At 46.8% G+C, this 25475-nt stretch carries 20 protein-coding genes and 4 tRNA genes; 16 read left to right on the top strand and 8 right to left on the bottom strand.

What is annotated here, in order from left to right; genetic code table 11:
* The first annotated feature begins 93 nt into the window (after positions 1–93).
* Positions 94–2502, top strand: coding sequence for a zinc-dependent metalloprotease (locus AYJ58_RS21775; RefSeq protein WP_106651701.1), 2409 nt, complete (start codon positions 94–96; stop codon positions 2500–2502).
* A gap of 20 nt (positions 2503–2522) precedes the next feature.
* Here the strand turns inward: AYJ58_RS21775 and AYJ58_RS21770 are convergent, their stop codons facing one another.
* Positions 2523–4331, bottom strand: coding sequence for a protein kinase domain-containing protein (locus tag AYJ58_RS21770; protein ID WP_106651700.1), 1809 nt, complete (start codon positions 4329–4331; stop codon positions 2523–2525).
* A 249-nt stretch (positions 4332–4580) separates the two neighbouring features.
* On the opposite strand from AYJ58_RS21770, the gene AYJ58_RS21765 reads away from it, so the two are divergent.
* Positions 4581–4922, top strand: coding sequence for a hypothetical protein (locus tag AYJ58_RS21765; protein ID WP_106651699.1), 342 nt, complete (start codon positions 4581–4583; stop codon positions 4920–4922).
* 102 nt (positions 4923–5024) lie between these two features.
* Positions 5025–5681: a thiopurine S-methyltransferase gene (locus AYJ58_RS21760; protein ID WP_106651698.1), complete on the top strand. Its 657-nt coding sequence runs from the start codon at positions 5025–5027 to the stop codon at positions 5679–5681.
* Positions 5682–5992: 311 nt separating this feature from the next.
* Here the strand turns inward: AYJ58_RS21760 and AYJ58_RS21755 are convergent, their stop codons facing one another.
* On the bottom strand, positions 5993–6184 hold the full coding sequence (locus tag AYJ58_RS21755) for a bacterioferritin-associated ferredoxin (protein WP_106651697.1): 192 nt from the start codon (positions 6182–6184) through the stop codon (positions 5993–5995).
* A gap of 315 nt (positions 6185–6499) precedes the next feature.
* Here AYJ58_RS21755 and AYJ58_RS21750 point away from each other — a divergent pair, with 315 nt between their 5' ends.
* Complete coding sequence (locus tag AYJ58_RS21750) at positions 6500–8020, top strand: methyl-accepting chemotaxis protein (protein ID WP_232790893.1); 1521 nt, start codon at positions 6500–6502, stop codon at positions 8018–8020.
* Between the two features lie 86 nt (positions 8021–8106).
* Here the strand turns inward: AYJ58_RS21750 and AYJ58_RS21745 are convergent, their stop codons facing one another.
* Positions 8107–9042, bottom strand: coding sequence for a D-2-hydroxyacid dehydrogenase (locus AYJ58_RS21745; protein WP_106651696.1), 936 nt, complete (start codon positions 9040–9042; stop codon positions 8107–8109).
* A 94-nt stretch (positions 9043–9136) separates the two neighbouring features.
* Here AYJ58_RS21745 and AYJ58_RS21740 point away from each other — a divergent pair, with 94 nt between their 5' ends.
* Positions 9137–9469, top strand: a complete 333-nt coding sequence (locus AYJ58_RS21740) for a DUF3392 domain-containing protein (protein WP_198555555.1) — start codon at positions 9137–9139, stop codon at positions 9467–9469.
* A 20-nt stretch (positions 9470–9489) separates the two neighbouring features.
* Here AYJ58_RS21740 and AYJ58_RS21735 read toward each other — a convergent pair whose 3' ends face one another.
* The 5 genes from AYJ58_RS21735 to rsgA all read right to left on the bottom strand — a co-directional run bounded on the left by AYJ58_RS21735 (position 9490) and on the right by rsgA (position 16392).
* Positions 9490–10212: a glycerophosphodiester phosphodiesterase gene (locus AYJ58_RS21735; RefSeq protein WP_106651695.1), complete on the bottom strand. Its 723-nt coding sequence runs from the start codon at positions 10210–10212 to the stop codon at positions 9490–9492.
* A gap of 14 nt (positions 10213–10226) precedes the next feature.
* The gene (locus tag AYJ58_RS21730) at positions 10227–13430 is read right to left on the bottom strand and encodes a mechanosensitive ion channel domain-containing protein (RefSeq protein WP_106651694.1); all 3204 of its coding nucleotides are present in this window, start codon (positions 13428–13430) and stop codon (positions 10227–10229) included.
* Positions 13431–13498: 68 nt separating this feature from the next.
* The gene (locus AYJ58_RS21725; protein WP_106651693.1) at positions 13499–14380 is read right to left on the bottom strand and encodes a DMT family transporter; all 882 of its coding nucleotides are present in this window, start codon (positions 14378–14380) and stop codon (positions 13499–13501) included.
* Between the two features lie 6 nt (positions 14381–14386).
* A complete protein-coding gene (gene asd, locus AYJ58_RS21720) occupies positions 14387–15265 on the bottom strand; it encodes an archaetidylserine decarboxylase (protein WP_106651692.1) in 879 nt (292 codons plus the stop codon).
* 62 nt (positions 15266–15327) lie between these two features.
* On the bottom strand, positions 15328–16392 hold the full coding sequence (gene rsgA / locus AYJ58_RS21715) for a small ribosomal subunit biogenesis GTPase RsgA (RefSeq protein WP_106651691.1): 1065 nt from the start codon (positions 16390–16392) through the stop codon (positions 15328–15330).
* Positions 16393–16504: 112 nt separating this feature from the next.
* On the opposite strand from rsgA, the gene orn reads away from it, so the two are divergent.
* From orn to miaA, 11 genes are all read left to right on the top strand, one after another.
* Complete coding sequence (orn, locus tag AYJ58_RS21710) at positions 16505–17050, top strand: oligoribonuclease (protein ID WP_006080044.1); 546 nt, start codon at positions 16505–16507, stop codon at positions 17048–17050.
* Between the two features lie 349 nt (positions 17051–17399).
* Positions 17400–17475, top strand: a tRNA-Gly gene (locus AYJ58_RS21705).
* A 42-nt stretch (positions 17476–17517) separates the two neighbouring features.
* Positions 17518–17593 (top strand) — tRNA-Gly (locus AYJ58_RS21700).
* 34 nt (positions 17594–17627) lie between these two features.
* Positions 17628–17703: transfer RNA gene (locus AYJ58_RS21695), tRNA-Gly, on the top strand.
* A 114-nt stretch (positions 17704–17817) separates the two neighbouring features.
* Positions 17818–17893 (top strand) — tRNA-Gly (locus tag AYJ58_RS21690).
* A gap of 500 nt (positions 17894–18393) precedes the next feature.
* Entirely contained in the window at positions 18394–18849 is a 456-nt protein-coding gene (locus tag AYJ58_RS21685) for a hypothetical protein (RefSeq protein WP_106651690.1), read from the top strand.
* 270 nt (positions 18850–19119) lie between these two features.
* A complete protein-coding gene (locus AYJ58_RS21680) occupies positions 19120–20604 on the top strand; it encodes an NAD(P)H-hydrate dehydratase (protein ID WP_106651689.1) in 1485 nt (494 codons plus the stop codon).
* 101 nt (positions 20605–20705) lie between these two features.
* The gene (tsaE, locus tag AYJ58_RS21675) at positions 20706–21164 is read left to right on the top strand and encodes a tRNA (adenosine(37)-N6)-threonylcarbamoyltransferase complex ATPase subunit type 1 TsaE (RefSeq protein ID WP_106651688.1); all 459 of its coding nucleotides are present in this window, start codon (positions 20706–20708) and stop codon (positions 21162–21164) included.
* Between the two features lie 8 nt (positions 21165–21172).
* Positions 21173–22594 (top strand): N-acetylmuramoyl-L-alanine amidase, encoded by a 1422-nt coding sequence (locus tag AYJ58_RS21670; protein WP_106651687.1) that lies wholly within the window; start codon positions 21173–21175, stop codon positions 22592–22594.
* A 13-nt stretch (positions 22595–22607) separates the two neighbouring features.
* Entirely contained in the window at positions 22608–24494 is a 1887-nt protein-coding gene (gene mutL / locus AYJ58_RS21665) for a DNA mismatch repair endonuclease MutL (RefSeq protein ID WP_106651686.1), read from the top strand.
* Positions 24487–25413, top strand: coding sequence for a tRNA (adenosine(37)-N6)-dimethylallyltransferase MiaA (miaA, locus tag AYJ58_RS21660; protein ID WP_106651685.1), 927 nt, complete (start codon positions 24487–24489; stop codon positions 25411–25413). The genes mutL and miaA overlap by 8 nt, the downstream gene beginning before the upstream one ends.
* The last annotated feature ends 62 nt before the right edge of the window (positions 25414–25475 follow it).

Genomic DNA, 25475 nt, shown 5'->3' with positions numbered 1-25475 from the left:
TCGCGTTATTTACTTTTAAGCAATCGCTTGCGATTAAGAGTCATCGATAACTTATTAAGGTAAATAACGCAGCCAGCCGTATCAGGAGGAAAGATGAAACCCCAAAGTGTAGCCTTAGCCTTATCCATAGCGCTGTTAGGATTTCCCACCGTTACCGTCGCAGCAGCCGCGCCTAGCGCCAAGATCATTAAGCAGGGCCAAGAGGCGAAAGGGTTTCTTAATCTCTATTACGAGGAGTCTGAGGGAGAGTTATATCTTGAGGTCAATCGTTTAAATCAACCTTTTCTCTTAGTCACTAGTTTGCCGCAGGGCGTAGGTTCGAACGACATTGGTCTCGATCGCGGCCAACTGGGTCAGACCCGTATGGTGCAGTTTGAGCGCCAAGGTCCCTACATTTTACTCAAGCAACTCAATACCCAATATCGTGCGAATACCACTGACGCCGCCGAGCAAAGAGCGGTTGCAGAAGCCTTTGCCTATTCTGTGTTATGGCAAGGCAAAGTGATTGAGGGCAAGCCAGATCTGGTGGCAGTCAACGATCTGGTGCTCAATGATTTACACGGCGTCGCTTCCGTATTACAACAGACTGATCAGGGCAATTATCAGCTCGATTTGAGCCGTTCTGTCATCTTACCCAAAGGGATTAAATCCTTTGAGAAAAACGCCGATGTCGATGTGCAACTCACCTTTAAAGGCGATGTCGCAGGCGCACAGGTCGCACAGGTAACCCCCGACGGCACCTTAATGTCGGTGCGGATGCGTTATTCCTTTGTTGAGCTTCCCGATACTGATTATCAGCCGCGGGCTTATCATCCGATGAGTGGTTATTTGTCCGATGAGTATCAAGACTATGCGACGCCCTATGACCAACCGTTAGCTCAGCGTTTTATCCTGCGCCACCGTTTACAGAAAGTGAATCCTGGCCCAGCGCCAAGCGAAGTCGTTAAACCTATTACTTATTATCTTGATCCTGGCGTGCCAGAGCCGATACGTTCGGCGTTGCTCGATGGCGCGCGCTGGTGGGAGACAGCTTTTACTCGCGCCGGATTTATCAACGGCTTTAAAGTTGAGTTATTGCCGGTAGATGCCGATCCGCAGGATATTCGCTACAACATGATCCAATGGGTGCACAGGGCGACGCGGGGTTGGTCCTATGGCGCCGCGCTGACCGATCCTCGCACAGGTGAAATCATTAAGGGTCAAGTCACGCTCGGCAGCTTGCGTGTGCGGCAGGATTATTTGATTGCCAAAGGCTTAACCGCAGGCTGGCAGGATAGAGTGGCGGCCGAGAAAGCGGCGACAGCCTTGTCGCTGGCGCGTATTCGCCAACTGGCCGCCCATGAAGTCGGCCACACCTTAGGGCTAGATCATAACTTTGCCGCTTCGACCAATCAGGATGCCTCTGTGATGGATTATCCCCATCCGAAAATCCAGCTAAAGGGCAATGATATTGATATTTCAGCACCTTACACTACAGGTGTTGGCCCTTGGGATGATTTTACTATCGCCTATGGTTATAGCGATCAAGGCGATGCCCGTACCCAACAAGCACTGCAAGTCGACTTATTGGCCGATGTCGCCAAACGTGGCTTACGTTATATCGGTGAGGCCGATTCTCGCCAAAAGGATGGGAGTCAGGCCTATGCCAGTTTGTGGGATAGTGGTGACGATCCGATCGAACAGCTGGGTAAGCTCGATAAAGTTCGCACTAAGGCGATTGCGGGATTCTCCAGTGCGGCCTTGTTACCCAATGAGCCGCTGGGCGAGCTAGCCGATGCCTTTGCGCCAATTTATTTGCTGACGCGTTATCAAATCGATGCGGTTGCTAAGTTTATTGGTGGTACTGACTATAACTATCAATCTATCGGCGAAGGCAGCCGCTGGAGCTATATTGCGCCGCAATTGCAGTTAACGGGTTTAGATGCGTTGCTTAAAACCTTAGATGCCGCGAGTTTAACTGTGCCGCAAACCTTGCTCGACAGTTTAGTACCAAAGGCGGGGAATTATCATGTCACGCGGGAATCCTTTGACTCAGGTTTAGGCGCAATTAACGATCCTCTCGGCATGGCTGAAGTATTTAGCCGCCATACTGTTAGCTTGCTATTGATGCCTAAGCGTTTGAACCGTGTCAGCCAAGCATCCATGGCCGATAGCGAGCAGTTATCGGTGACAACATTACTGGATAAGTTATTCGCGGCGACCTTGTATCAAGAAGACAAGCTTGGGCTGGTCGAAGGCGTGTGGATGCGAGTGAACGCTGTGGTGATTGATGAAGTACTGGCAACACTGCACAATCCTCAAACCTCACCAGAGGTGAGGGCTGCGATTAACGATCGCGCTCAGTTTGTGATTAAGCAATTGAAAGCGAGGTCGAATCGAGCCAATGCAAGTCTTGCTGCCCATTACACTTGGTTGCAACAAGGTCTGGCTGCGGGCTTAACCGATGCTAAGGTTAAGCTGATCCCTAAGCCGTTAACCTTACCGCCGGGATCGCCGATTTAACCCGATGAACATAGGCGCCATTAGGCGCCTATTTCTTTTGGATTTTTTGGATAAAAGTGATCGGCTTTACGCTCTAGATGAGTAAAGCGGCGGGTGTTTTTGTAAGGTAGTTTCATAAAGCCCGACACGCCGTGACCTTGGATTTTGCCGACATGATGCAAGATGCGATCGAGGCTGGCGCGAAACGCCGCTTGCTTACGCGGATTGAGCAGCTTCAAGTAACTGTGAATTTTTAAGTGATTCGGCAGCGCCTCAAAAATGATACAGCCTGTGTGGTGAATTTGGTTGATGCGGGCTAATTCTTCCATGATCTCCACCGGTAATTCGAGGTTTTCGTCGGGATCTTTACCGTCTTCAAAATAAGAGTGTAATCGTGACTTATCTTCTAAGGTGGGCACATCACCGACTTCAAAGGGTAATTGCAGATCGGCGCTGGCGACAAACGGCTCGCTGGTGTCAGCTCGTTCGATATGCAGTGTGTCTTTGGCGTTAAAGAAACAGGCCTTAAATACCCCAATACGTTTAATTCCCCGTGCTAAGTCCACCATATTGTTGACCGCAATAATTAAGGCACTTTTTTGTTTTGCATCGTAAATCGCAAGATTGGAGTCGATAAACACGCCTGTTTCCTGCCAATGAATAGCCAGACCACCCACGATCGGATATTGCGCTAACCGACCCACTGCGGCGATAAAGCCTTTTTCGGTATCGCCCATGCCCGCGAGGAAGTTGCGGTAATATTTTTCGAGCTGAATATCATCCATCTTAGCGATCGGATCTTGGGCGTTGTGTTCCTTTAAAAAGGATTTGCGAGAACTGTAGCTGACGGTTTCAACATCTTTATCGCGGGATTGTACCCACACAGGAATTTCACCCTGTAAATCAGCTTTGGGCAGTTCTGGTAAATGCAGTCTGTGGCTGTGGCGCATACTTTTTAAGAAGTAATCACCAGCAATGTTGCGCTGCTCAGGATCTGTGCTGAGCATGCCCTCTAAGGTGCGGGCTAATTCGATTGGTAAGCCAATGCTGGTGGGCGAGATAACTTGTGCGCCGAAGCGACTTGCTTGCCCTGAGGCGAGGGCATACAGAGTCGCAGCAACACCTTGTTCGTCAAAGCGCGGGCTAGAGAGTGCTCCATTGAGTTGTTCTTCGCCGATAAAGTACACATCGCCCATGCGGGCGTTGGTATGTTGTTGATCGCTCGACATTAACGCCATCACATTGTCTTCGACGGGCTTATTATGTTCATCCCGTTGGGCAAACACCGCTGAGCCCCAATCGATCAACGATAAGTGTTGCTGCTCAATGTCGTAAACCAGATTCGAAGGTTTGATATCGCCGTGCACTAAGGGCTTGCCCGTGCGCAGGTAATACAAGATATCGGCGAGTTGGCGGGCGATGCTCATGACCATAGCGGTAGGCAGGGCGCCCATACGGCGGCAAAGTTGGTCGAGATCTTCGCCTTTTGCCCGTTCCATCACGAGTATTCCCTGTTTACCGACTCGCTCAAATTTGATCGCGCCCGGTACATTGGGATGCTTGAGTAAGGACAGCATAAAGGCTTCTTCTTCGAGCCTATCTTGAATATGTTGCGGCAGATTAATCCGTGAGAACTTAAACACATGGGCATCGCCCGCTTGATTGATACCTGCAAACACGAAACCGTAGGCGCCTTTGCCGACCAATTCAATATCGGTATAACCTAATTTACTCAGCTGTTGCTTACAGAGGCGGATCCACGCCTTGTGTTTACGGGCATCATTGGCTTTGAGCAAGTAAATGGATTGCTCTTCAGAAATATAAAAATGCTGCAGCTGAGGTGTTTGCAAATTGTGCTCCTTGTTTTGTTCATTTAACCAGTAAGCGGGGGCGATAATCAAATGGCGGCTGGCTTTATTTTAGGATCTTGAGCGGCATGGGCTTTCAGCGTCAGGCGCGGCTTACCTAACCGATCATTTCGTCACTGACTTTGACTTATATCAAGTTAAATCCTCGCGACTATAGGTAATCTTTGGGACATGAGATGGGATCAGTTTTTGTTAATTAACCTACAGACAAAGTACAGCTAAGGAGGGCGTATGCCCACCCAATATAAAGCCTTGTTGATCGAGTTATTGGAATATCCACGCAAGCGTATTTTACAGTCAATGGAAGTGACCCATTGCCCGCATGCGGTATTTTTTAATGATAGCGACGAGCAATGTTTAACGTGTCATCAGGGCATGGAATGTATCTGGATGAACCAGAACGACGAGCTGGTGGCCGTGAACGAAAAATCGATTGCCGAGTTAAAACAACAGTTGTTGATCGCCGTGGACTTTATCGACTCATCGTTAAGCCCGCACCATTTATCACGCCGTCAATGTCAGTGTGATAACTGTGTTTGGCTGCGTAAAGTGCAAGCCACGTTAGATCAGTAAGTGAGTCTTTACATTACTGAACTTGTCGAATGGCAGGCTACTTTGCATCTGCTTTAAAATGTCATTAGAGTAAGGACAACTTTAGCGAATAGAGATAAACCCATGGAACCCGGTTTTTGGCATGAAAAGTGGCACCAGCAACAAATAGGTTTTCATCAGCAAGACATCAATCCTTTCCTCGTTAAGTATTGGCAGCAGCTTAGATTACCCGCAAATACCCAGGTTTTTGTGCCCTTATGCGGTAAGTCGCTAGACATGTGCTTCTTGGCCGAACAGGGGCATCAGGTCATAGGTTGTGAATTGAATGAATTGGCGGTGCAGCAATTTTTCAGCGATAACCAACTCGAGATGTCGCAAACGACCGTGGGTGAACACCAGCATTATCAAACTGAACAGATCAGTTTGTATCAGGGTGATATTTTCACCTTACCTAAGGTTATCACTCAAGAAGTGACAGCATTTTATGATCGCGCGGCGTTGATCGCATGGCCAGAAAGTATGCGTGCCCAATATGCCAAGCAGTTAGCGAGCTTATTACCTAGTGGCTGTGTCGGTTTATTAGTGACCTTAGATTATCCGCAAGAAGCGTTAATTGGCCCACCTTTCGCCGTATCCCCAACCTGGGTTGAACAGCATCTGAGTGATGACTTTGATGTTGAATTATTAGCCTCCCAAGACGTGTTGGCCGACAATCCCCGCTTTATTAAAAAAGCCGTGCCTTGGCTTAATGAAGCCGCCTATTTGTTGAAACGTAAGTAGGATTGACTCGGAAGTTGGATCTGTAACCCCATTGAATTATTCGCGGCTTTCGAGCTTGGAGTTCAGTGGGGCTTGTCATTAAAACATCATATCTAAAGATTAGACTGGCAAGATTATTTAAGACGAAGTGACACTCTAAACTGGCAAAACTATTTAGGAAGAAGTGACAGATAGAAGACTTTGTTGCTGCGGGACTTTTTGGATTGAGTTTGCTTTAGCTGGATTAAGTTTGCTTGAGTCAGCGTGGTTTTAGCTTGTCGGAAGTGTGTTCGTGAGTGAGTTACCCATTACCACTCTATTCGCGATTCAATTTACGCGACTTCGTAATAATTAGGCTCACGATCTAATTGATTCTGGATGATCTGCACTGCCATTCTGGCGCATTTACCACATTGATCGGCAACACCTAAGCGCTTTTTTACGTCAGCAAGCGAGCTATCGCCCTGGCTTACTGCATTTTTAATTTGGGTATCAGTGATCGCATGGCAAAGACAAACGTACATATATTAGTCTCCAAAAGAATTGGGCTAATTCTAAATGAAAACGCTTATCAAATGCAATCATGTTTTTTGGGTGATTTTCATACTTTAACGCTTTTGTTACATGGCGCACGTTTTATCGTCTATGCTAGGTGTGTTTTAGCACTAAAAAGCTAGGCAGTTTTAGAAGTAGGTTTAGGAATACAGAGTCAGGGTGATGATGCCTCACGGATGGATAACTCATGGATGAATAACGAAGAATTAATCAAAGATCCATAAGGTTTCATGAGAACAAATCTACCAGTTACACAGTGAGAATATGATTATCCAGCGGATTGGATTTTATTGTCGACCACGGATACTCAAAGTCATATCACTTACGCCAATCAATCTTTCTGTACCGTTGCCGGTTACGACCTCGATGCCATGCTAGGCAAGCCCCACAACATGGTGCGTCATCCAGATATGCCTCCGCAAGCGTTTGAAGATCTGTGGCGATGTATCAAAAAAGGCGAGCCTTGGAAAGGGATAGTGAAAAACCGCTGCGCCAATGGCGATCACTATTGGGTCGATGCCTATGTCTCACCGATTTCAGTTAATGGCAAAGTTGTTGAGTTTCAATCGGTACGCACTAAACCCACACGCGATCAGGTTAAGCGTGCAGAAATAGCCTATGCAGAGTTGAACAAAAAGGGCAGCGTCAGCGCGTTAAAACGTACCTTGGATATGCCAGTTAAATTGCTGTTACTCGCATTGGTTGCCATGCTACCTATGCTTTACCTTGCTCTGCAAATTGGCTTAATGGGCTTTATTGCCCTTGCGATTAGCATTCTGGTATTGCTGGTGGGCGGTAATCTGGTGCTGAATCGCTATTACGCGATAGTGGCTAAGGCAAAGCATATCTACGATAACCCCTTGATGGCGCATATTTATAGTGGAAGCAGTGATGATCTTGGCGCGATTGATTTAGCACTGCAAATGCAGAATTCAGAGCTTAAGTCGATTCTTGGGCGTGCATCGGATTCCTGTTATAACGTGTCAGAACAGGCCAAAATATCTGCCGCCAAGGGTAAACAAATCCAGAGTACCAGTCAGGCTCAACTGTCTGAAATAGAACAAGTCGCTACGGCGATGCAGGAAATGACCGCTACATTAGGCGATATGTCCTCTAATTGTGCTGATGCAGCCAGTGCCTCGCAAATGGCATCCGCTGAAACCATCAATGGCGATAAAACGGTGTCGAGCACCATTAGCTCGATTCAAGCTATGGCGGAGCAGCTGCAACAAACATCAAAGGTGATTACTGAGTTAGAAGCCCACAGTAAAGATATTGGCACAGTACTCGATGTGATTCAGAGTATTGCGGGGCAGACGAATCTACTGGCATTAAATGCCGCGATTGAAGCGGCTAGAGCGGGTGAGCAAGGGCGTGGCTTTGCTGTCGTTGCTGACGAAGTGCGGGCGCTGGCGCAACGTACCCACGATGCTACTAAGGAAATCCAAAGCATGATTAACCTGTTGCAGCAGGGGACCAACAAAGCTGTGGTCAGCATGCAGCAAGGAGTGGTTGCCGCTGCCGACTGTATCTCAACAGCGGATCTTGCGGGCGCAGCCTTACGCACAATCCGTGAGGCCATTTCGACCATTACCGATATGACGCACCATATTGCCAGCGCGGTTGAAGAGCAATCGAGTGTGGCAAATGAGATGAATCGCAGCGTGGTAAATGTGTCGCAATTTACCCATTCTAGCCATCAACTCGGCAGTGAAATGGTCGGCTTGAATGATGAAGTGACTCACGAAATGGATTCACACTCGGTATTAGTTGAGCAATTTTTAAAGCGCAGCTTTAGGATTTAACTGTCTAAAACTTAAGATAAATAAGGCAATAGTCTGACTATAGCCTTTGCTTTTTCTGCTCTCTGCATCAATTCCTGAGCGCTAACTCAATAGCCCTTACTAAAGTCGATTCGATTCTGCAGTGGCTCACCGCTAATGTAGCGGCGATAGTTTTGGCTAAAAATCTCGACGATTTGTGCGGGATGGCTTGGCGCAGAAATATGCGGCGTGATGATGGCATTTTCCCGCTCCCAAATGGGATGGCTATTGGGCAAAGGTTCTTGAGTAAAAACATCCAAAACCGCTTGTTGGGCAGGTTTAGCGATAAGCTGGACATTAAGCGCATCGAGATCGAGTGCATCACCGCGGCCAACGTTAAACAGCACTGCATCATTTTTTAGCTTGCCTAAGGTATCAGCGTTAAGCAGGCTTTGGGTTGCCGGAGTGCTGGGCAGTAAATTCACCACCACATCGGCTTGCATCAACGTCTGGCCCAAATTGGCTATCACTTCAATGGCATCAAAACCTTCTACGGCATTACCGCTGCTATTGATACCAGTAACATGCATGCCAAAGTGTTTTGCGGTTTTCGCTAAATGCTGGGCGATTGACCCTGTGCCAAGCAAGAGCAATCGCATTCCCTGTAAACTTGTGTGACGTATGGGGAGTTGAACTTGCCACTGTTTTTGCTGTTGCTGCTGACGATAAAAATCATGACCACGGATATGCGCGAGTAAATAACCGAATACAAACTCACACATCAACGGGCCGAAAATACCTTTAATATTGGTAAGTTGATAGTCTTTTCTGCCCCTTGGACTCATCAGAGCATCTATGCCTGCAAAGCTTGATTGTAACCATTGCAGATTTTTAGCATGGGGCAATAGGGGCGCGGCAAGTTTAGGTTCGGCTAACCAAATATCCGCTTCAATTATGCTCGCTGGATTATCATCGAGTATCTCTAAATCAGGGAGTTTCTGCGCCTCAATCAAGTCGCGGTACTGCTGATTTGCCTTCGTTAGCAAGAGTAACTTGTGCCCCATGGCGTCTCCCTTTATGCTTAGTTATTGTTATTTTTCAATGTGCTGTCGCGGTCACTTCGAGGGATTGCGTCGCATCTTTTTAGGTAGAGTCATTATGGATCAGTTAATCGCCCTTATTGCCCAATTGGGGAACATGCTTCGCCCTTGGGCTTTTGATATTGCTACCGCTATGGTGGTGTGTCTTATTTTGGTTTTTTCAGCGGATGTCAATCGTCTCTTAAGGCGTCATTTGTTGGGGCAATCTTTTGTGCTACGGACATTTGTTTTTATTATTGTGAATGCCTTCGGTTATGGCCTATTGATCGTAAAAACCACGCCTTGGGTGGCAAGACATATAGTGGCTATGCCATCCCATTGGATGTTTTTACTGATAGTGGCCGTGTTCATTTTTATCGGCTATTGGGCTCAGCGAAATAACCAAGTCTAATATCGATATCAAGCTTGTCGTTATTCGAAGTAACCAGAGTAATCGGCCGTTGTCATTTGAGTTAAGGCTTGCATGGCGCGGTCGGGATAATTGCTAAACACGCCATCGACGCCCATTTGCTTAAGTGCATGAATATCATCGCAATGGTCGACAGTATAAACATAAACCTTGGCACCTCGGTTATGGGCGTCGTCTACTAGTGCTTGGCTGATAAAACTCACATCTAAATGCAATGAATAGGCGTTCAGTTCGCTTACCACGCCAGCCCCATCGAGTGGAATACTGGCAAGCAGCGGTGCGACTAAAGCATCTGGCAACGCCTGTTTAAGTTCGTGCAGATACGGGTGATTAAAAGAAGAGATCAGTAACTGCTCCTTATTAAAACCAAGCTGACTCATAGCCTTTGGATATAAATCGATTAACGGCGTGACGGTATTAATGCCTTTTAATTCAATATTGACTATGCAGCGCCCCGCAATCAGCTCAAGTACTTGCCATAGCGTTGGTATGGGTTCGCCTTTCACATTGATACTTGCTAGATAGTCCTTGGTCGCTAAGTGAATGACGCCCGTGCCCGAGCTTTTGTTATCAAGCCTTCGATCGTGGAACACGACTAACTCACCTTCGACATTATGCACATCGAGTTCGACGGCTTGTGCACCCAATTCTAACGCTTTAGCCATGGCGGCTAAGGTATTTTCGGCCTGATAACCGCTGGCGCCGCGGTGAGCAAAAATAAGCATGGTCTGCGATCCTATTAGCTTCTAATAATGCCTTGTTGCTCGCGATTTTGACCATTCTTAATATGGATTTCCATCTGCGGGTAGGCGAGTTCGAGATTGTTTTCTTTGAGTTTTTTAGTCACTCGTTTATGTAAATCATGGCGCAGTGGCCAGCGTGCCGACATATCTTTGGCATAGGCGCGCACTTCATAATCTTGGGTATGTTTACCAAAGCCGGCAAACCAGACTTCAGGTTCTGGGCTGGCAAGTGCATCTTCACACTCTTGCACCGCTTGATACAGGGTCGCTTCGACTTTGGCAGGGTCAGAATCCCGCGCCACCGACACATAAACAATGACCCGAGTAATAGGATCTGACAAGGACCAGTTGATCAGCTGCTCTGTGATAAAGGCCTTGTTTGGAATGATAATTTCCTTTCTATCCCAGTCAATAATGGTGGTCGCCCGAATTTGGATTTTACTGACTGTCCCTGTTAAATCACGAATTGTCACTGTGTCGCCAATTCGCACGGGTTTTTCAAACAAAATGATCAAACCTGAGATAAAGTTGGCGAAAATTTCTTGCAAACCAAAACCTAAACCGAGCGACAGTGCGGCAATCAGCCATTGAAGCTTAGACCATTCCATCCCGAGATTAGAAAAGCCGATTAATAGTCCGAGGAAAACCACCAGATAACGACTGACGGTGGTGATCGCAAACCCCGTTCCGGGCGAGAGATCAAGCCTTTGCAGGATCATTAGCTCAAGTAGGCCGGGTAAATTGGTGGCAATCATTAACGAGAAACCCACCACTATCAGCCCAAACATCAAGGACTTCATGGTAATAGGCAGTTGTTGTTCTAGGCCATTGACGCTGGTATTGGTCGTCCACAGGGTAATGCCGTCGAGGAAGGAAAATAGCGCCGTGTGGGTTTGAGTCCACAGACCAATCAAGCTGGCTAAGAAGGCCAATAACAACAACGAACGGACTAGACCGAGGGATTGGCTCGAAATAGTTTCGAGATCGACCACGGGTTCTTCGTAGGTGTCGAGCCCATCGGTAGAAAGATGATGGGTTTCACCTTTTTCCCTTTGTGCTAAGCGCTCTGCACGTTTTGCCTTAGCGCGATCGAAAGCGATACGCCGGCGTTCAATTAACATCCAGCGTTTGATCAACTGGTATAAGAGTAAGAAACCCAGACCAAGCACGATAGATAATTGCAGTTGTAACAACATTTGGAAGGCGGTGAAGTAGTAACCCCTAAAGGCTAATCCGGCACTCAACAGTGGCACAGATATCAACAAGGTCCAGAGGATCTTCTGAATGAGTTTTTTGTTTTTACCGTCTTTCTTCGCATCCGAGTTTTTACGGCTGAGGATTAAGATGTCTTTGTATAACAAGAATAAAACGATACAGAAAACAATAAAGGCACCGCGGCCTATGCTGTTGCGCACCAGTGACGTGTCGAGCACTTCGGTAAAGCCCATCAAGCCCAATAATGGACTGGCGACCAGTACAAAGTGTCTGAGCCGTGATTGTCCCGCTTGGATGAGTTTCGAGGGGCGTTTGAAATGGCCCACGAGCACGCCTTTGTCGAGCGTGAGAATAAAGATGAAGCGATACAAGAGGTAGACTAAACCAATCGCCAGTATGCCCATGCCCACAGCTTGCACAAAGTTGCGATCGGATTGATAAAAAATTAATCCCGCCATGATCACAGGGAAAGGTTTTATCAAGGCATAGCAGATACTGCAAACGAGCGCTTTGAGGGTGTAAATAAATTTATCTTGGGTCACATTGCCCACATAAGTGGTGTAATGATTTAGCAAGCGATTGAATTTAGGCGTGATTAAGTCCTGTACGACTAAACACAGTACCAGCAATATGATCCACCAAGACCAATAATCGTTTTGCTCGTCCCAAGCTTTTCCCAGTTCATCCCACTGTGCTTGTTGCACAAGCCAAACCGCGCTGCGCTCAAGGTCGGTCAGCCATAATTTACTGATACTGGCAGCATTAGGCACCCAGAATAAATGCTCGTTAAGGGTATTTTTAAGGGTGAGATGTTGCTGGCTCAGTTGTTGATAGTTGACCTTCAACTTGCCTAATTCACTCAAGTATTGGTCATAGCTTTGCATCAACTGCGAGATCAAACTCTGTTGTGAGTGTAAGAGCTTAATCTGCTGCTCATTGTATAAGCCGGGCTGTTCTAACTCTTGCTCATTGAGGGCTTGTTGCTGCTCTAAATGGTATCTGTCTAAGCGCGCATCGGCGATCAGGGTTTGCAGTTTTTCGTGGTTCGGCGGCTTAGGCAGTGATTGCAACATCTGCAAAAAGCGCTCACCAAAGGCGGAGTTCATTTTGACCCAAGTGATCTGTTCTTGGATGTTCGCCAACTGTTTGGCTTGTGATTGATATTGGGTTTCTGCCTGTTCCTGCTGCTCGACCACATTATTGATCTGCAAGGTTAAGGTTTGCAGTTTTTGGCCATAAATCTGGTTAGTGTCGGCAATATTGCGGGTAATGGGATCGAGGACTTTGTCCGTGTTGACTAAGTTTTTGGCTAGGGTGGCATCGGTTTGTTGCTGACGTTGTTTATTGATCGCCTTGTTGATGGTTTCAATCAAGGCTTCTTGCTGCACCAGTTGTTGGCGTACTAGCTGTAATTGTAATTGCGTCAGTTCAATGCGTTTTTGGCTGCTGGCAAGCTCTGCCTCATTGGTCGCAAGGCTTTGTTCAAAGAAGAGTCGTTGAGTTTGTTGTAACTCACCCGTAGGGGTATCAAGCGGGGCGAGTTCTGCTTTTTTGTTTTGGGCGACAGTTTGTCTCGCGTTGGCAATTACTGTCGGTAAGTCATTGTGGCGCTGTAATAAATCGTTAACTTGTCGGCCAAGGGTCGATTCACTTTCTTTAAGTTCAGACAAGCGAATATAGGCCATCGAAGCCTGCTGGCTGAGGTCTGTGCCTTTTTCCAGTGATAGAGGTTTGTAGGCTTCTTTCAGTGCTTGGTTGGTGCGCTTCTTGTGTTGTTCAAAATCGATCTGCGCTTGTTGGAAACTGGTCGCACTGGCGGCGAGTTTCTCTATGTTAATTTTTAGGTCGTTAATTTGTTCATCAATGCTGAGATTTTGTTGCTGATCTTGCTTGTTCATGCCAAGACGTTTGTCCAACTGCAAAGGCGAATTGGCAAGGACGGAAAATGAGAAAAAAGCAATAACGAACAATAAAATACGTGGCATAAGGACTAAAGACATTTAGGGGCGAAAGACGCTCCATATTAGCCAAATTGCGTTGAGATTGGTATGTTTCAGGCGTTCTTTTTTCGCCGCTGTGACTGGTGCGATTGATGGGTTTCGAAGATGGCGGTCGCGACTATGATAGTGCCGCCGATTACGGTGTTGAGATTGAGCTCTTCACCCAAAATAATCAGTGCTAACATGGCGCCATAGAAGGGCTGTAAGCAAGAGACTAGCCCAACCGTTTTGGCGCTGAGTTGCCTCAGTGCAGAAGTAAAAAGTGCGTGGGGCGCGGCGGTAAAGGCAACGCCGAGTAAAATAATCAATCCCCACACTTCGAGTGAGATGCTGTTCAATTCCGTTTGGTGCCACGGCAACAGGAACACCACGGCGACCAAGGTTTGGTAGAACATGGCATGGGGGCCGCTGTACTGGGAAAAGTAGCGTTTGTGCAATAAGTTACGGACGGTGAACAAGATGGCGGACACTATGCCGATGGCAATGCCCAGCGTAGTGTCGTTACCTAAATTGGCCTCAGGGATGAGTAATATCACCCCAATCAGCACTAACACGCCGCTGATCATATCGAGTAATTTTATTTTACTGCCTGTCAGCAACGGCTCGGCAATCACTGTCATCACCGGATAGGTGAAAAATGCAATCATGCCAATGGCGACCGACGAGAGCTGCATGGCGGCAAAATACGTGACCCAATGCAGACTTACGATAACCCCAAGCCCGATGGCGACCAGATAATCTTGTTTGCTGGCCAGCGTTAGCCGTTTGCGGCTGAGTTTGACCAGCAAACCTAACACAGTGGCGGCGACGATACAGCGTAGGAAGGTGATGTCCAGCGCGCTGAGTGGGATTAATTTAGAAAACAAAGCCGTGCCGCCAAATAGCAGCACAGCCAAATGTAATTCAATTAATCCCGAAGGTTTAGCAGAACTCAAGAAAGCTTAATCCGCTTGCTTAATGTCTTTCAGGTTAGCGAAGGCTTGTCCCATACGCGTTACTGCTTCGGCTTCGACACCTTCAGCAAAGGTCGCGATAGCATCTTTAGCAAACAACATCACTACAGTACTGCCTAACTTGAAGCGACCCATTTCCTCACCTTTGTCTAAGGTGATGGCATCTGGGCCTTGGGTTGGATATTCCCAAGTGAAGACTTGCTTACCTGTCGGCGGCGTGACTGTGCCAGCCCAGACAGTTTCGATACTGGCAACAATCGTTGCGCCAACCAATACCATGGCTAATGGACCTAATTCGGTTTCGAAAATCGCCACCACACGTTCGTTACGGGCAAAGAGACCGGGTACGTGTCTCGCCGTTAACGGATTTACCGAAAACAGTTCGCCAGGTACATAGGTCATTTTTGATAACGTGCCTTTAATCGGCATATGGATACGGTGATAGTCTTTAGGCGCCAGATAGATAGTCGCAAAATCACCGCCTTCGAAGCGTTTAGCATCTTCAGCTTGATCGCCAAGCAGGGTTAAGGATGAATAGTGGTGACCCTTAGCTTGGAAGATGCGACCGTTTTTGATTGGGCCTAACTGGCTTACGGCGCCATCGACGGGATGCACCATGATATCGGCGTCCATATCTAACGGACGAATACCGGGTTTAAGGGCGCGGGTAAAAAAAGCATTAAAGCTTTTATAAGCTTCAGGCTCGCTCTGCGCCGCTTCGCTCATATCGATTTTATATTGTTTGATAAACCACTTAATGGCAGCCGTGGTTAACGCGCCCGCTTCGGCGGCGGCGAGTTTACCCACTAAACGAGATAACAAGTGTTTTGGCAGCATGTACTGCAGCGCTATTTTGACTTTATCCAATTTCAATTCCTTTTCTTACTGCTCAATCTTTGCTGAGACTGTTGTTATTTATCAATAAGTCATTATTCGTCAGTTGCCGCGCGGAAATGGCGGGCATGGCGTTGTTCATCTAAGCTGGCGATAATTTTATGGTAATTATTAAAGCGATCTGCGCTGATTTTACCTTGGCTCAGAGCTTCTTGCAGTGCACAGCCGGGATCGTCACCGTGTTTACAATCGCGGAATTTACACGCGCCAAGATACTCACGAAATTCAACAAAGCACCAGCCGACACGCTGTGCGGGAAGATGCCATAGGGCGAATTCGCGCACGCCTGGGGAGTCGATTAAATCGCCGCCACTAGGCAAATGCAACAGTTTAGCTGTAGTAGTCGTGTGTTGACCTAAACCTGAGTTATCGGAAACATCACCGATAATAAGCTCCGCATCGGGTAATAGGGCATTGATGATCGATGATTTACCCACACCAGATTGGCCGGCAAACACGCTGACTTTATCTTTGAGTATGTCTTTGATGGTATCGATACCATCACCTAACTTGCTGCTGACCTTATAAACCGGATAGCCAATGTCTTTGTAGCGCTGTAGCGCTTCATCGATAGCCTGCGCTTCATCGGGGTTGAGCAAGTCAATTTTATTCAAAATGATGATAGGCGGAATATCAGTATCTTCAGCGGCCACTAAATAACGGTCGATGATCTGGGTGGTAAAGCTGGGCAACACCGAGGACACAATTAAAATCTGGTCGATATTCGAGGCGATGATTTTCACGCCATCGTATAAATCTGGGCGTGTAAGTGATGAGCGACGTGGATGAACGGCTTCAACAATACCTGCGATACCGCTATTGGCTTGGCTCTCAATGGCTAAGCGTACGATTACTTTATCGCCAGTCACTAAACTGGTGACGGCACGGCGAATATTACAGCGCACAATTTGGCCGCTTTCGGTTTCTATGTCGGCATGTTGGCCAAAACGAGAAATCACAGTACCGGGCTGTTCTTGCCCCAGTGAACTATCCTGTAACTCTGGCGTATTTTTTTCGCCACTGTCACGATTGAGTCGCTTCTCGTGATTAGCACGCATACGGCGTAATTGACCTTGGCTTAGGGGTTTCTTTTTACTCACTGATTCGTCTTCGTCAATTAGGTGATTTTTTGTGTCGGAAAAAAGCAGTATGATACACGCTCTTGAATAAAAAAGCCTGAATTTAGGCTAACTGACATGATAAGGCAGATTTATGACGGCAGATGTAAATAATCTCATTTGGATCGATTTGGAAATGACAGGGTTAGAGCCCGACGTCGACAGGATCATTGAAATTGCCACGTTAGTGACAGATCAAGAACTCAATATTATCGGCCAAGGTCCGGTTATCGCGATTCATCAATCGGATGACGTGCTGGCCGCTATGGATGATTGGAATCAAAAGCACCATGGTGAGTCAGGGTTGATTGACCGCGTTCGTGCTAGCCAAGAAACCGAAGCGCAAGCCGTGGCTAAGACGATTGCCTTCTTAGAACAGTATGTTCCTAAGGGTGCTTCTCCAATGTGTGGTAACAGTATTGGCCAAGATAGACGCTTCTTAAATCGTTATATGCGCGAGCTGGAAGATTATTTCCACTACCGCAATGTGGATGTCAGTACGATTAAAGAGCTAGTGAAGCGTTGGAGCCCAGAAACTATGGCGGGCTTTAAGAAGCAAAACACTCACCAAGCCCTGCAGGATATCCAAGAGTCGATCGCTGAATTGCAGTATTATCGCAGCAAAGTATTTAAAATTTGACCAATCAGTAGATAAATATGCAAGAAGGGGTTGCAGCCGCATGAATTTTTCATATAATGCGGCCTCAACTTTTTGATGCGAACAGAGATGTACGGTCATTTAGATTGAATGCGATATTAGCTCAGTTGATAAAAGTTGATAGACGATACCTTTGTTGATGTTGAAGGCAAATGTAGCAGCGATACAAAAGGCGACATTAGCTCAGTTAGCAAAGGTTGAAAAACGATACCTTTGTTGATGTTGAAGGCAAATGTAGCAGCGATAAAAAAGGCGACATTAGCTCAGTTGGCAAAGGTTGAAAACGATACCTTTGTTGATGTTGAAGGCAAATGTAGCAGCGATAAAAAAGGCGACATTAGCTCAGTTGGTAGAGCGATACCTTGCCAAGGTATAGGTCATCGGTTCGAACCCGATATGTCGCTCCAAATTAAAATTTAGTGATTTGCCAAATCATTAATACAGATTATGCGACATTAGCTCAGTTGGTAGAGCGATACCTTGCCAAGGTATAGGTCATCGGTTCGAACCCGATATGTCGCTCCAAATTCTAGACTGTCACAGTCTTAAAATGTGAAATGCGACATTAGCTCAGTTGGTAGAGCGATACCTTGCCAAGGTATAGGTCATCGGTTCGAACCCGATATGTCGCTCCAAATTCTAGACTGTCACAGTCTTAAAATGTGAAATGCGACATTAGCTCAGTTGATAAAGGTAGATAGACGATACCTTTGTTGATGTTGAAGGCAAATGTAGCAGCGATACAAAAGGCGACATTAGCTCAGTTGGTAGAGCGATACCTTGCCAAGGTATAGGTCATCGGTTCGAACCCGATATGTCGCTCCAATTTCCTAAATATCCCACTACTCAATTGACATTAGCTCAGTTACCAACTTGATATGCCGATACCTTCTTTTTTGCCAAGGTATAGGTCATCGGTTCGAACCGCTCTTGATCAAAATCATGTCTCTGTAATTCCGTTAAACTCTCAACAGCGACTTTTTCACGTCATTCCCTCAATTAGCTCATCTATATCTTTTCTTGATTAACGACTTTCCACTGCAAGCCCTCTATATCTGATTCATCATGTACAACCAAAGGCTTACGTTAACCTATTGGGTTAAGTGTTTTGAGATCTCTTTTGGCTTTTCTCTCTTACACAAAACGGTGTGATTGGATTTAGATGCGTGATCTGAAGCGTGTTTCTTCAAGTTTTCCTAAATTAGATAGCTTCGCGAAAGTTAAATTATGACCTTGTTCAAATATTCGTAACGCTTTTACTCACATAATGGAATTAGACAAAATTAATAGCGCCAAATAGTTGGCCTGACAATGGAGTGCATTATATGCGTATTCAACAATTACGTGATCTACTCGAGTATGTGGCAAATTGCCGCTTAGATATGGCGCAACTCTATGGCCGACTCAATAATCAAGCTGACTCGGCCCGTGTGAAAATGATGCTGGATTATTTTGAGTCACATCAAAAAACCATGGCGGAGAAACTGCGTGATTATATGGAAGAAGCGCCACATCGTATTCTTGATACTTGGTATAAAGACTTCACTTTTGAAGACTTTACCAAGCGTTGCCAAGATATTATGTTGCCCGCAAACATGAATGAAGACGATGTGCTCAACTTGCACTTAGACTTAGAAAATCGTCTGATTGGTTTGTTAGAAAAAACGGTTAACTCCACCACTGCCGAAGATGCGCGTAATGCGTTAGCTAATTTGATCCGCGTGGAAAAAACTCAGCAGCAACGTTTAGTCCATAGTACGATTCGGATGGACGATATCTAAACCGTTATTTCTTCTCGATTCCTAAAGCCAGCCGAGTGCTGGCTTTTGTCTTTGTATTATCTATGTATTGATGACTTTTGATCTACTTTGCGTCATTTGGACGGGTAACTGCGTCTGAACTGATTTACGTCATAATTATCCGCTCTGATTCTTGCTATTTTCTTACTTTAATTGGCTGATTCTTTATCGGTCTTGCTCAATGCTGCTAAGACTCCTATGGTGAGGTAACTCATGGTGGAATGAAGTCGTTGGCGTCTAAGGAGATCCTTTATGGCACAAGATCTATCGCAATTCCCCAAGGCCTTATTTACCCAAGCACAGGTTCGTGATGCTGAACTGAGCGCCGTGTCGCAGGGAGCTTCTAGCCTCTATGAATTGGTCGAGCGTGCTGGCGCGGCGGCTTTTGAGTGTTTAGTGAAGCATAACCCCAACGCCTCTTCTGTATTTATCCTCGCTGGCAGCGGTAACAATGGTGCCGATGCCTTAGTGTGCGCCCGTTTAGCCCGTGCCTGTGGTATGGCCGTTTCTGTGATGATGACGTCAGCGGCAGGCACGCCTGAGTGTCAGCAAGCATTGGCCCATTATCTTAAAGACGGCGGAGAGTTACTGCCGAAAGCCGTTGCGCCCATTCTTGCGGCCAAGATTATCGTCGATGGTTTACTCGGTACAGGTGTGCGAGATGCGGTGCGCGACGATATGGCTGAGTATATTAGTGCAATCAATGATAATTCCGCTTGGGTATTGAGCCTTGATCTACCTTCTGGAGTGATTGCCGATACTGGTGCAGTGGCGGGTGTTGCAGTGATGGCGGATGTCACCTTGTGCTTTGGTGGCTGGAAGCAAGGTTTGTTAACGGGTAAGGCGCGGCATTACTGCGGCGAACTTGAATTTGCCGCTTTAGGATTAACGCCATTCTTCCCTGAGGCAAGTGCACAAAGAGTCGGAAAAGAGACGCTTAAAGATTACTTTGCCGCCAGAGCGCGCGATAGCCATAAAGGCCAGTCGGGTAAAGTCACTGTTATTGGTGGTGATATGGGCATGGCTGGCGCCGTGCGACTGGCAAGTGAGGCATGTTTGCGTGCCGGTGCTGGGTTAGTCACAGTGATCAGTCGACCAGAGCATCAGTTGACGGTAAATGTCTCCCGTCCTGAATTGATGTTTTGGGGTTGCGATCTAGTCGATATGGAAGTGTATCTGCGCTTAGGTTGGGCGCAGGTTATCGTACTTGGCCCCGGTTTAGGTAAACATGACTGGGGCTATAACTTGTTTAAAGCCGTGGGCTTAAGCGATAAACCCTGTGTTTTGGATGCTGATGCTTTAAATCTACTCAGTAATGAGCCGCGTCGGCAAACCAATTGGGTGCTAACACCGCATCCGGGTGAGGCGGCGCGTTTACTCGGTTGTTCTGTGGCAGAAATTGAGCTGGATAGGTTTGCGGCAGTGCGGGCTATACAGCAAAAGTACGGCGGTGTTGTGTTGCTAAAAGGTGCTGGAACCGTCATTTTTGATGGCAAACAAATGGTTGTTGCGCCTGTTGGTAATCCTGGGCTTGCCAGTGGTGGGTGTGGTGATGTGTTATCTGGTATTATAGGCGCGCTCATGGCTCAAGGAATGGATAACATGCAAGCGACTGTGCTGGGTGTTGTTGTACATGGTTGCGCCGCCGATCTTGCGGCAATACAGGGAGAACGGGGCATGTTAGCGAGTGATTTAATGCCTTTTATTCGCCAATTAGTGAATAGTGATTTACTCTAGGCGGTATGTGAGACTCAAGCGGGGCTGGGCTTTGTTCTATACCTGTACCTTTTTAGGCTTGAGTCGCTTCTCCATCAATAACAGCAGTGATATAAGCGGATATGACAGAGTTAACTTTTTTCTTAGACAACGAAGACGACACTATTGCGGTTGGGCAAAAATTAGCCCGCCATGTCCAAGCGCCTTTGACTCTGTATCTTACGGGTGATTTAGGTGCCGGTAAAACGACGCTGAGTCGCGGCTTAATTCAAGGTTTAGGTCATAAAGGAGCAGTTAAAAGCCCGACTTACACTTTAGTTGAACCATATGAGCTGGATGGTGTCGAAGTTTATCATTTTGATTTGTATCGTTTAAACGATCCAGAAGAACTGGAGTTTATGGGTATTCGTGATTATTTCACGGATAAGAGTCTGTGCATTGTTGAATGGCCAGATAAGGGAGAGGGTTTATTGCCCGATGCCGATGTCCATATGCATTTAAGTTATCAAAATAGTGGGCGTGAAATACGCATAGAGGCCTTGTCAGAGCTAGGTGAAAAGTTATTAAAAGCGATAAAATAAAAACTAAAATGATAAAAAATAACCCCTTTTTTCAAATTATTATTCTTTCTTTATGTTCTTTTTTATCTGTGACGGCCCATGCGGCTAATCAGTTAGAAAGCGTACGTATTTGGGCTGCGCCTGAGTCAACTCGAATCGTGTTTGACCTAAGCGAAGTCCCGGATTACACCTATTTCTCTTTAGATGGTCCTAATCGCTTAGTGGTGGATTTAAAAAAGTCCGCCACTAAAGTTGCGCTTAAAAATATTGAAAACAACAGTAAGTTAGTCAAGGGCGTGCGAGTCAGTAAGTCGCCGACTAAGGGCGATTTGCGCTTAGTCATAGATTTGGTGAAGCCACTGAATGCGAGCTTGTTTTCGTTGCCCGTAACTGCGCCCTACGGCAATCGTCTCGTGGTTGATTTGGAAGATAAAACCTTAACAACCGCCACTGCAGTTGTGTCATCAACCCCTGTTAAAACGGTTACTCAAGCGGCAAAGTCATCCCGTGACATTGTGATTGCTATCGATGCGGGCCATGGTGGCGACGATCCCGGCTCCATTGGCCCTTCGGGCGTTTATGAAAAAAAGGTGGCCCTAGAAATCGCCAGACGTGTTTCGAGTAAAATCAATGACACGCCCGGCATGCGCGCTGTGATGATCCGTACCGGCGATTATTTTGTGAATCTGAATAAGCGCTCTGAGTTGGCCCGCAACAGTAAGGCCGATCTGCTCATTTCTATCCATGCCGATGCTTTTACATCACCCAATCCGCGCGGGGCCTCTGTGTGGGTATTATCTATGCGTCGTGCTAACAGTGAAATTGGCCGTTGGTTAGAGCAAAAAGAAAAACATTCTGAGTTGCTGGGCGGCGCGGGTGAGATTATCCAAAATACGGATAATGAACAGTATCTTGCAATGACCTTGCTCGATATGTCGATGAACAGTTCGATGGCCATTGGTCATTCAGTTGCGGGCGATATTCTTAAGGATTTAGGCAGCGTGACCGAATTGCATAAGAGTCGCCCAGAATCGGCGAGTCTAGCCGTGCTGAAGTCGCCGGATATTCCTTCAATTTTAGTGGAAACGGGCTTTATTTCGAATCCTAAAGAAGAGCGTTTGTTGTCGAGCAGTCGTCATCAAGAAAGCATTGCCGATGCTATTTACAAAGGTGTGAGTCGTTACTATCACAATAATCCGCCCGCGGACACTTTGCTTGCCCAGCGTGGCGGCGCAAGTTCTAGCAATACTAAATCGACAAAAGAGAGAACGCCAACCGCTTATGTGGGAAGTTCAACGGCATCGAATGTCAAACATAAAGTCAGTCGTGGTGAGTCTTTATCAGCCATTGCGCAGCGTTACCGTGTGCCTATGTCTAGCATCAAACAAGCGAATGGGATGAAGTCCGATGTGGTGCAGTTAGGACAAACGTTAGTCATACCCCAGAGTTAAATAGGAAAGCATGATGGGCATTCAGATCCTGCCACCGCAATTAGCCAACCAAATTGCGGCGGGGGAAGTGGTTGAGAGACCCGCTTCCGTAGTCAAAGAATTGGTCGAGAATAGCCTCGACGCAGGAGCGAGCCGAGTCGATATTGAAATCGATAAAGGCGGCAGCAAGCTGATTAAAATTCGCGATAACGGCTCTGGCATACCCAAAGATGAACTCGCATTGGCCTTATCGCGCCATGCGACTTCAAAGTTGCACACCTTAGACGATCTTGAAGCTATCCTCAGTTTTGGTTTCCGTGGTGAAGCGTTAGCCAGTATCAGCTCAGTCTCACGCTTAACGTTGACGTCGCGAACTGCAGATCAAACCGAAGCATGGCAAGCCCATGCCGAAGGTGCCGACATGGCGGTTAAAGTCATGCCCGCCGCGCATCCTGTTGGTTCGACGATTGAAGTGGTGGATTTATTCTTTAATACGCCGGCTCGCAGACGCTTTTTAAAGAGCGATAAAACCGAATTTACCCATATCGATGAATGGTTAAAGCGCATCGCCTTAGTGCGCGGCGATATCCATTTCACACTGACCCATAACGGCAAGACGGTACGCAATTATCGTCCCGCCATGAATGAAGCCCAGTATTTACAACGTTTGACGCAAGTAAGTGGTCGCCCATTTGCTGAGCAAGCGCTTAAGATTGAATGTCAACACGATGATTTGCGCCTCAGTGGTTATTTACAGTCACCTTGGTCGCCGGTGATTACTGATACCCATTTTTTTTATGTCAACGGACGGCTTATCCGTGACCGCTTAGTCAATCATGCTGTGCTCCAAGCCTTTGCCCAAAAAGCAGAACTGGAGCAACCCGGCTATGTGTTGATGCTGGATATCGATCCCCATCAAGTGGATGTAAACGTGCATCCTGCTAAACATGAGGTACGATTCCATCAGAGTCGCTATGTGCATGATTATATTTTGCAGGCACTGCAATCGGCGCTGGAAGAAGCAGGGGAACTCAACGTCGTTCACTCTAGTTCCTTGGATGAAGTTGAAGATGTGTTTGTGGATTCTCCAACAAGCGCAGTTGGAATAGCTGCCCCTTTTGCACTTGGTGCTGATACATTTGAGTCTGCTCAATATGCAGTTGCCCCTGCCGTTCAAGTAAAATCTGCCAGCGCAGGACGAGAAGGCGCCAGTTTTAGCACTCAAACCAATGCCTTTGGCAGCATGGCCACGCCAAGGGACAGTAGTCGCGGCAGTTATTCTGCAAGTGAATCTCGGCAACGTACTGAATTACCGTCAAAAGCGGCAATTGCAAGTTATGGGGCTTTACTGCAAACACCTGCTTACAGTGTAAAAGATCAAGATTATCAGCTATCTTTGCCTATGCCTGCGATTTTAGATGGCCAATATTGGGTAATGGTTACGGAAGATAAGCTCAGTCTATTGCCAATAAAATCAGTAGCATTGGCGACGCGTTGCCAAGAGATTGAAGCTAAGCTAGCGACCGGATTAATTGGGCAGCCTCTACTGATGCCAGTGTCTGTCGCGGCCGATGCAGATTGGCAGGCTGTGCTCGATGAACATGACACGCTGATCCGCCAATTAGGTTTAGAACTAACAATTCGTTACCAGCAGTTGATTATTAAAAAAGTGCCCCCATATATCAGAGAGAGCCAGTTAGCCAAAGTGATCCCTGATTGGCTACAATCGCTTCGTTTTGAAACACCTGCGCCAAGCGCATTGGCATTTTGGTTGGCAAAACACAGTTTAGCGGGATTCGTTTCGGCGCCAGAAATTTGGGCTGCATTTTCGCAGTTAGCTGACGACAAAAAACAGCTTATTGCCAATAAAGCAATATCATTACCTTGGCAATCGTGGCTAGAAGAGCAAGCAAGTGAATAAAGAATTACAGCCTAAAGTGATATTTTTGATGGGGCCAACGGCCTCAGGCAAAACTGCTTTAGCATTAGAATTGGCCGAAAAGCATAACTGCGAAATCATTTCGGTCGATTCAGCATTAATTTATCGCGGTATGGACATTGGCAGCGCCAAGCCTTCAGCCGACGAATTGGCCCGTGGGCCACACCGATTGATCGACATTCGCGATCCTAGTGAAAGTTATTCGGCAGCCGACTTTAGAGCCGATGCGATAGCCGAGATAGAACAGATTGTCAGCATGGGTAAAACGCCAGTATTAGTTGGCGGAACCATGATGTATTTCAAAGCGTTACTCGAAGGTTTGTCACCTTTGCCGAGTGCGGACGAGGCTATTAGAGCCGAGATCCAAGCGCAGGCGGATGAAAAGGGATGGGAAGCACTGCATGATCAATTAAGGGAAATAGATCCCGTGTCGGCAGAAAGAATTCATCCTAATGATCCACAAAGACTTTCAAGAGCGCTGGAAGTCTATAGAATAAGCGGTAAGAGTATGACTGAGCTGACTCAGACTAAGTCTGCTCCCTTGCCCTATGACGTAGTGCAGTTTGCTATTGCACCGCGTGAGCGCAAAGTGTTACATGACTTAATTGCGCAACGTTTTGCGATTATGCTCAAGCAGGGCTTTCTTGAGGAAGTCACAGAGCTGAAAGCCCGTGGAGACCTGCATTTAGACTTGCCTTCAATGCGTTGTGTGGGTTATCGACAGTGCTGGCAATATCTCGATGGTGAGTTTGACTATGATACTATGGTCGAAAAAGCGGTTGCTGCTACTAGGCAATTGGCTAAGCGTCAATTAACATGGTTACGCAGTTGGCCAGAGTTGAATTGGCTCGAAAGTGGTGCTGAGGGGAATTTAGTTACACTTATGCGTCAATGCCGCTAGCTTATTAGCCCTTGCTGTATAATACTAAAACTAAACAAAAAACTATCACTGATATCGATTTA

The sequence above is a fragment of the Shewanella sp. Pdp11 genome, from assembly GCF_002838165.1.
Lineage (GTDB): Bacteria > Pseudomonadota > Gammaproteobacteria > Enterobacterales > Shewanellaceae > Shewanella > Shewanella hafniensis.
This window is presented reverse-complemented; position numbering and strand designations above follow the sequence as displayed.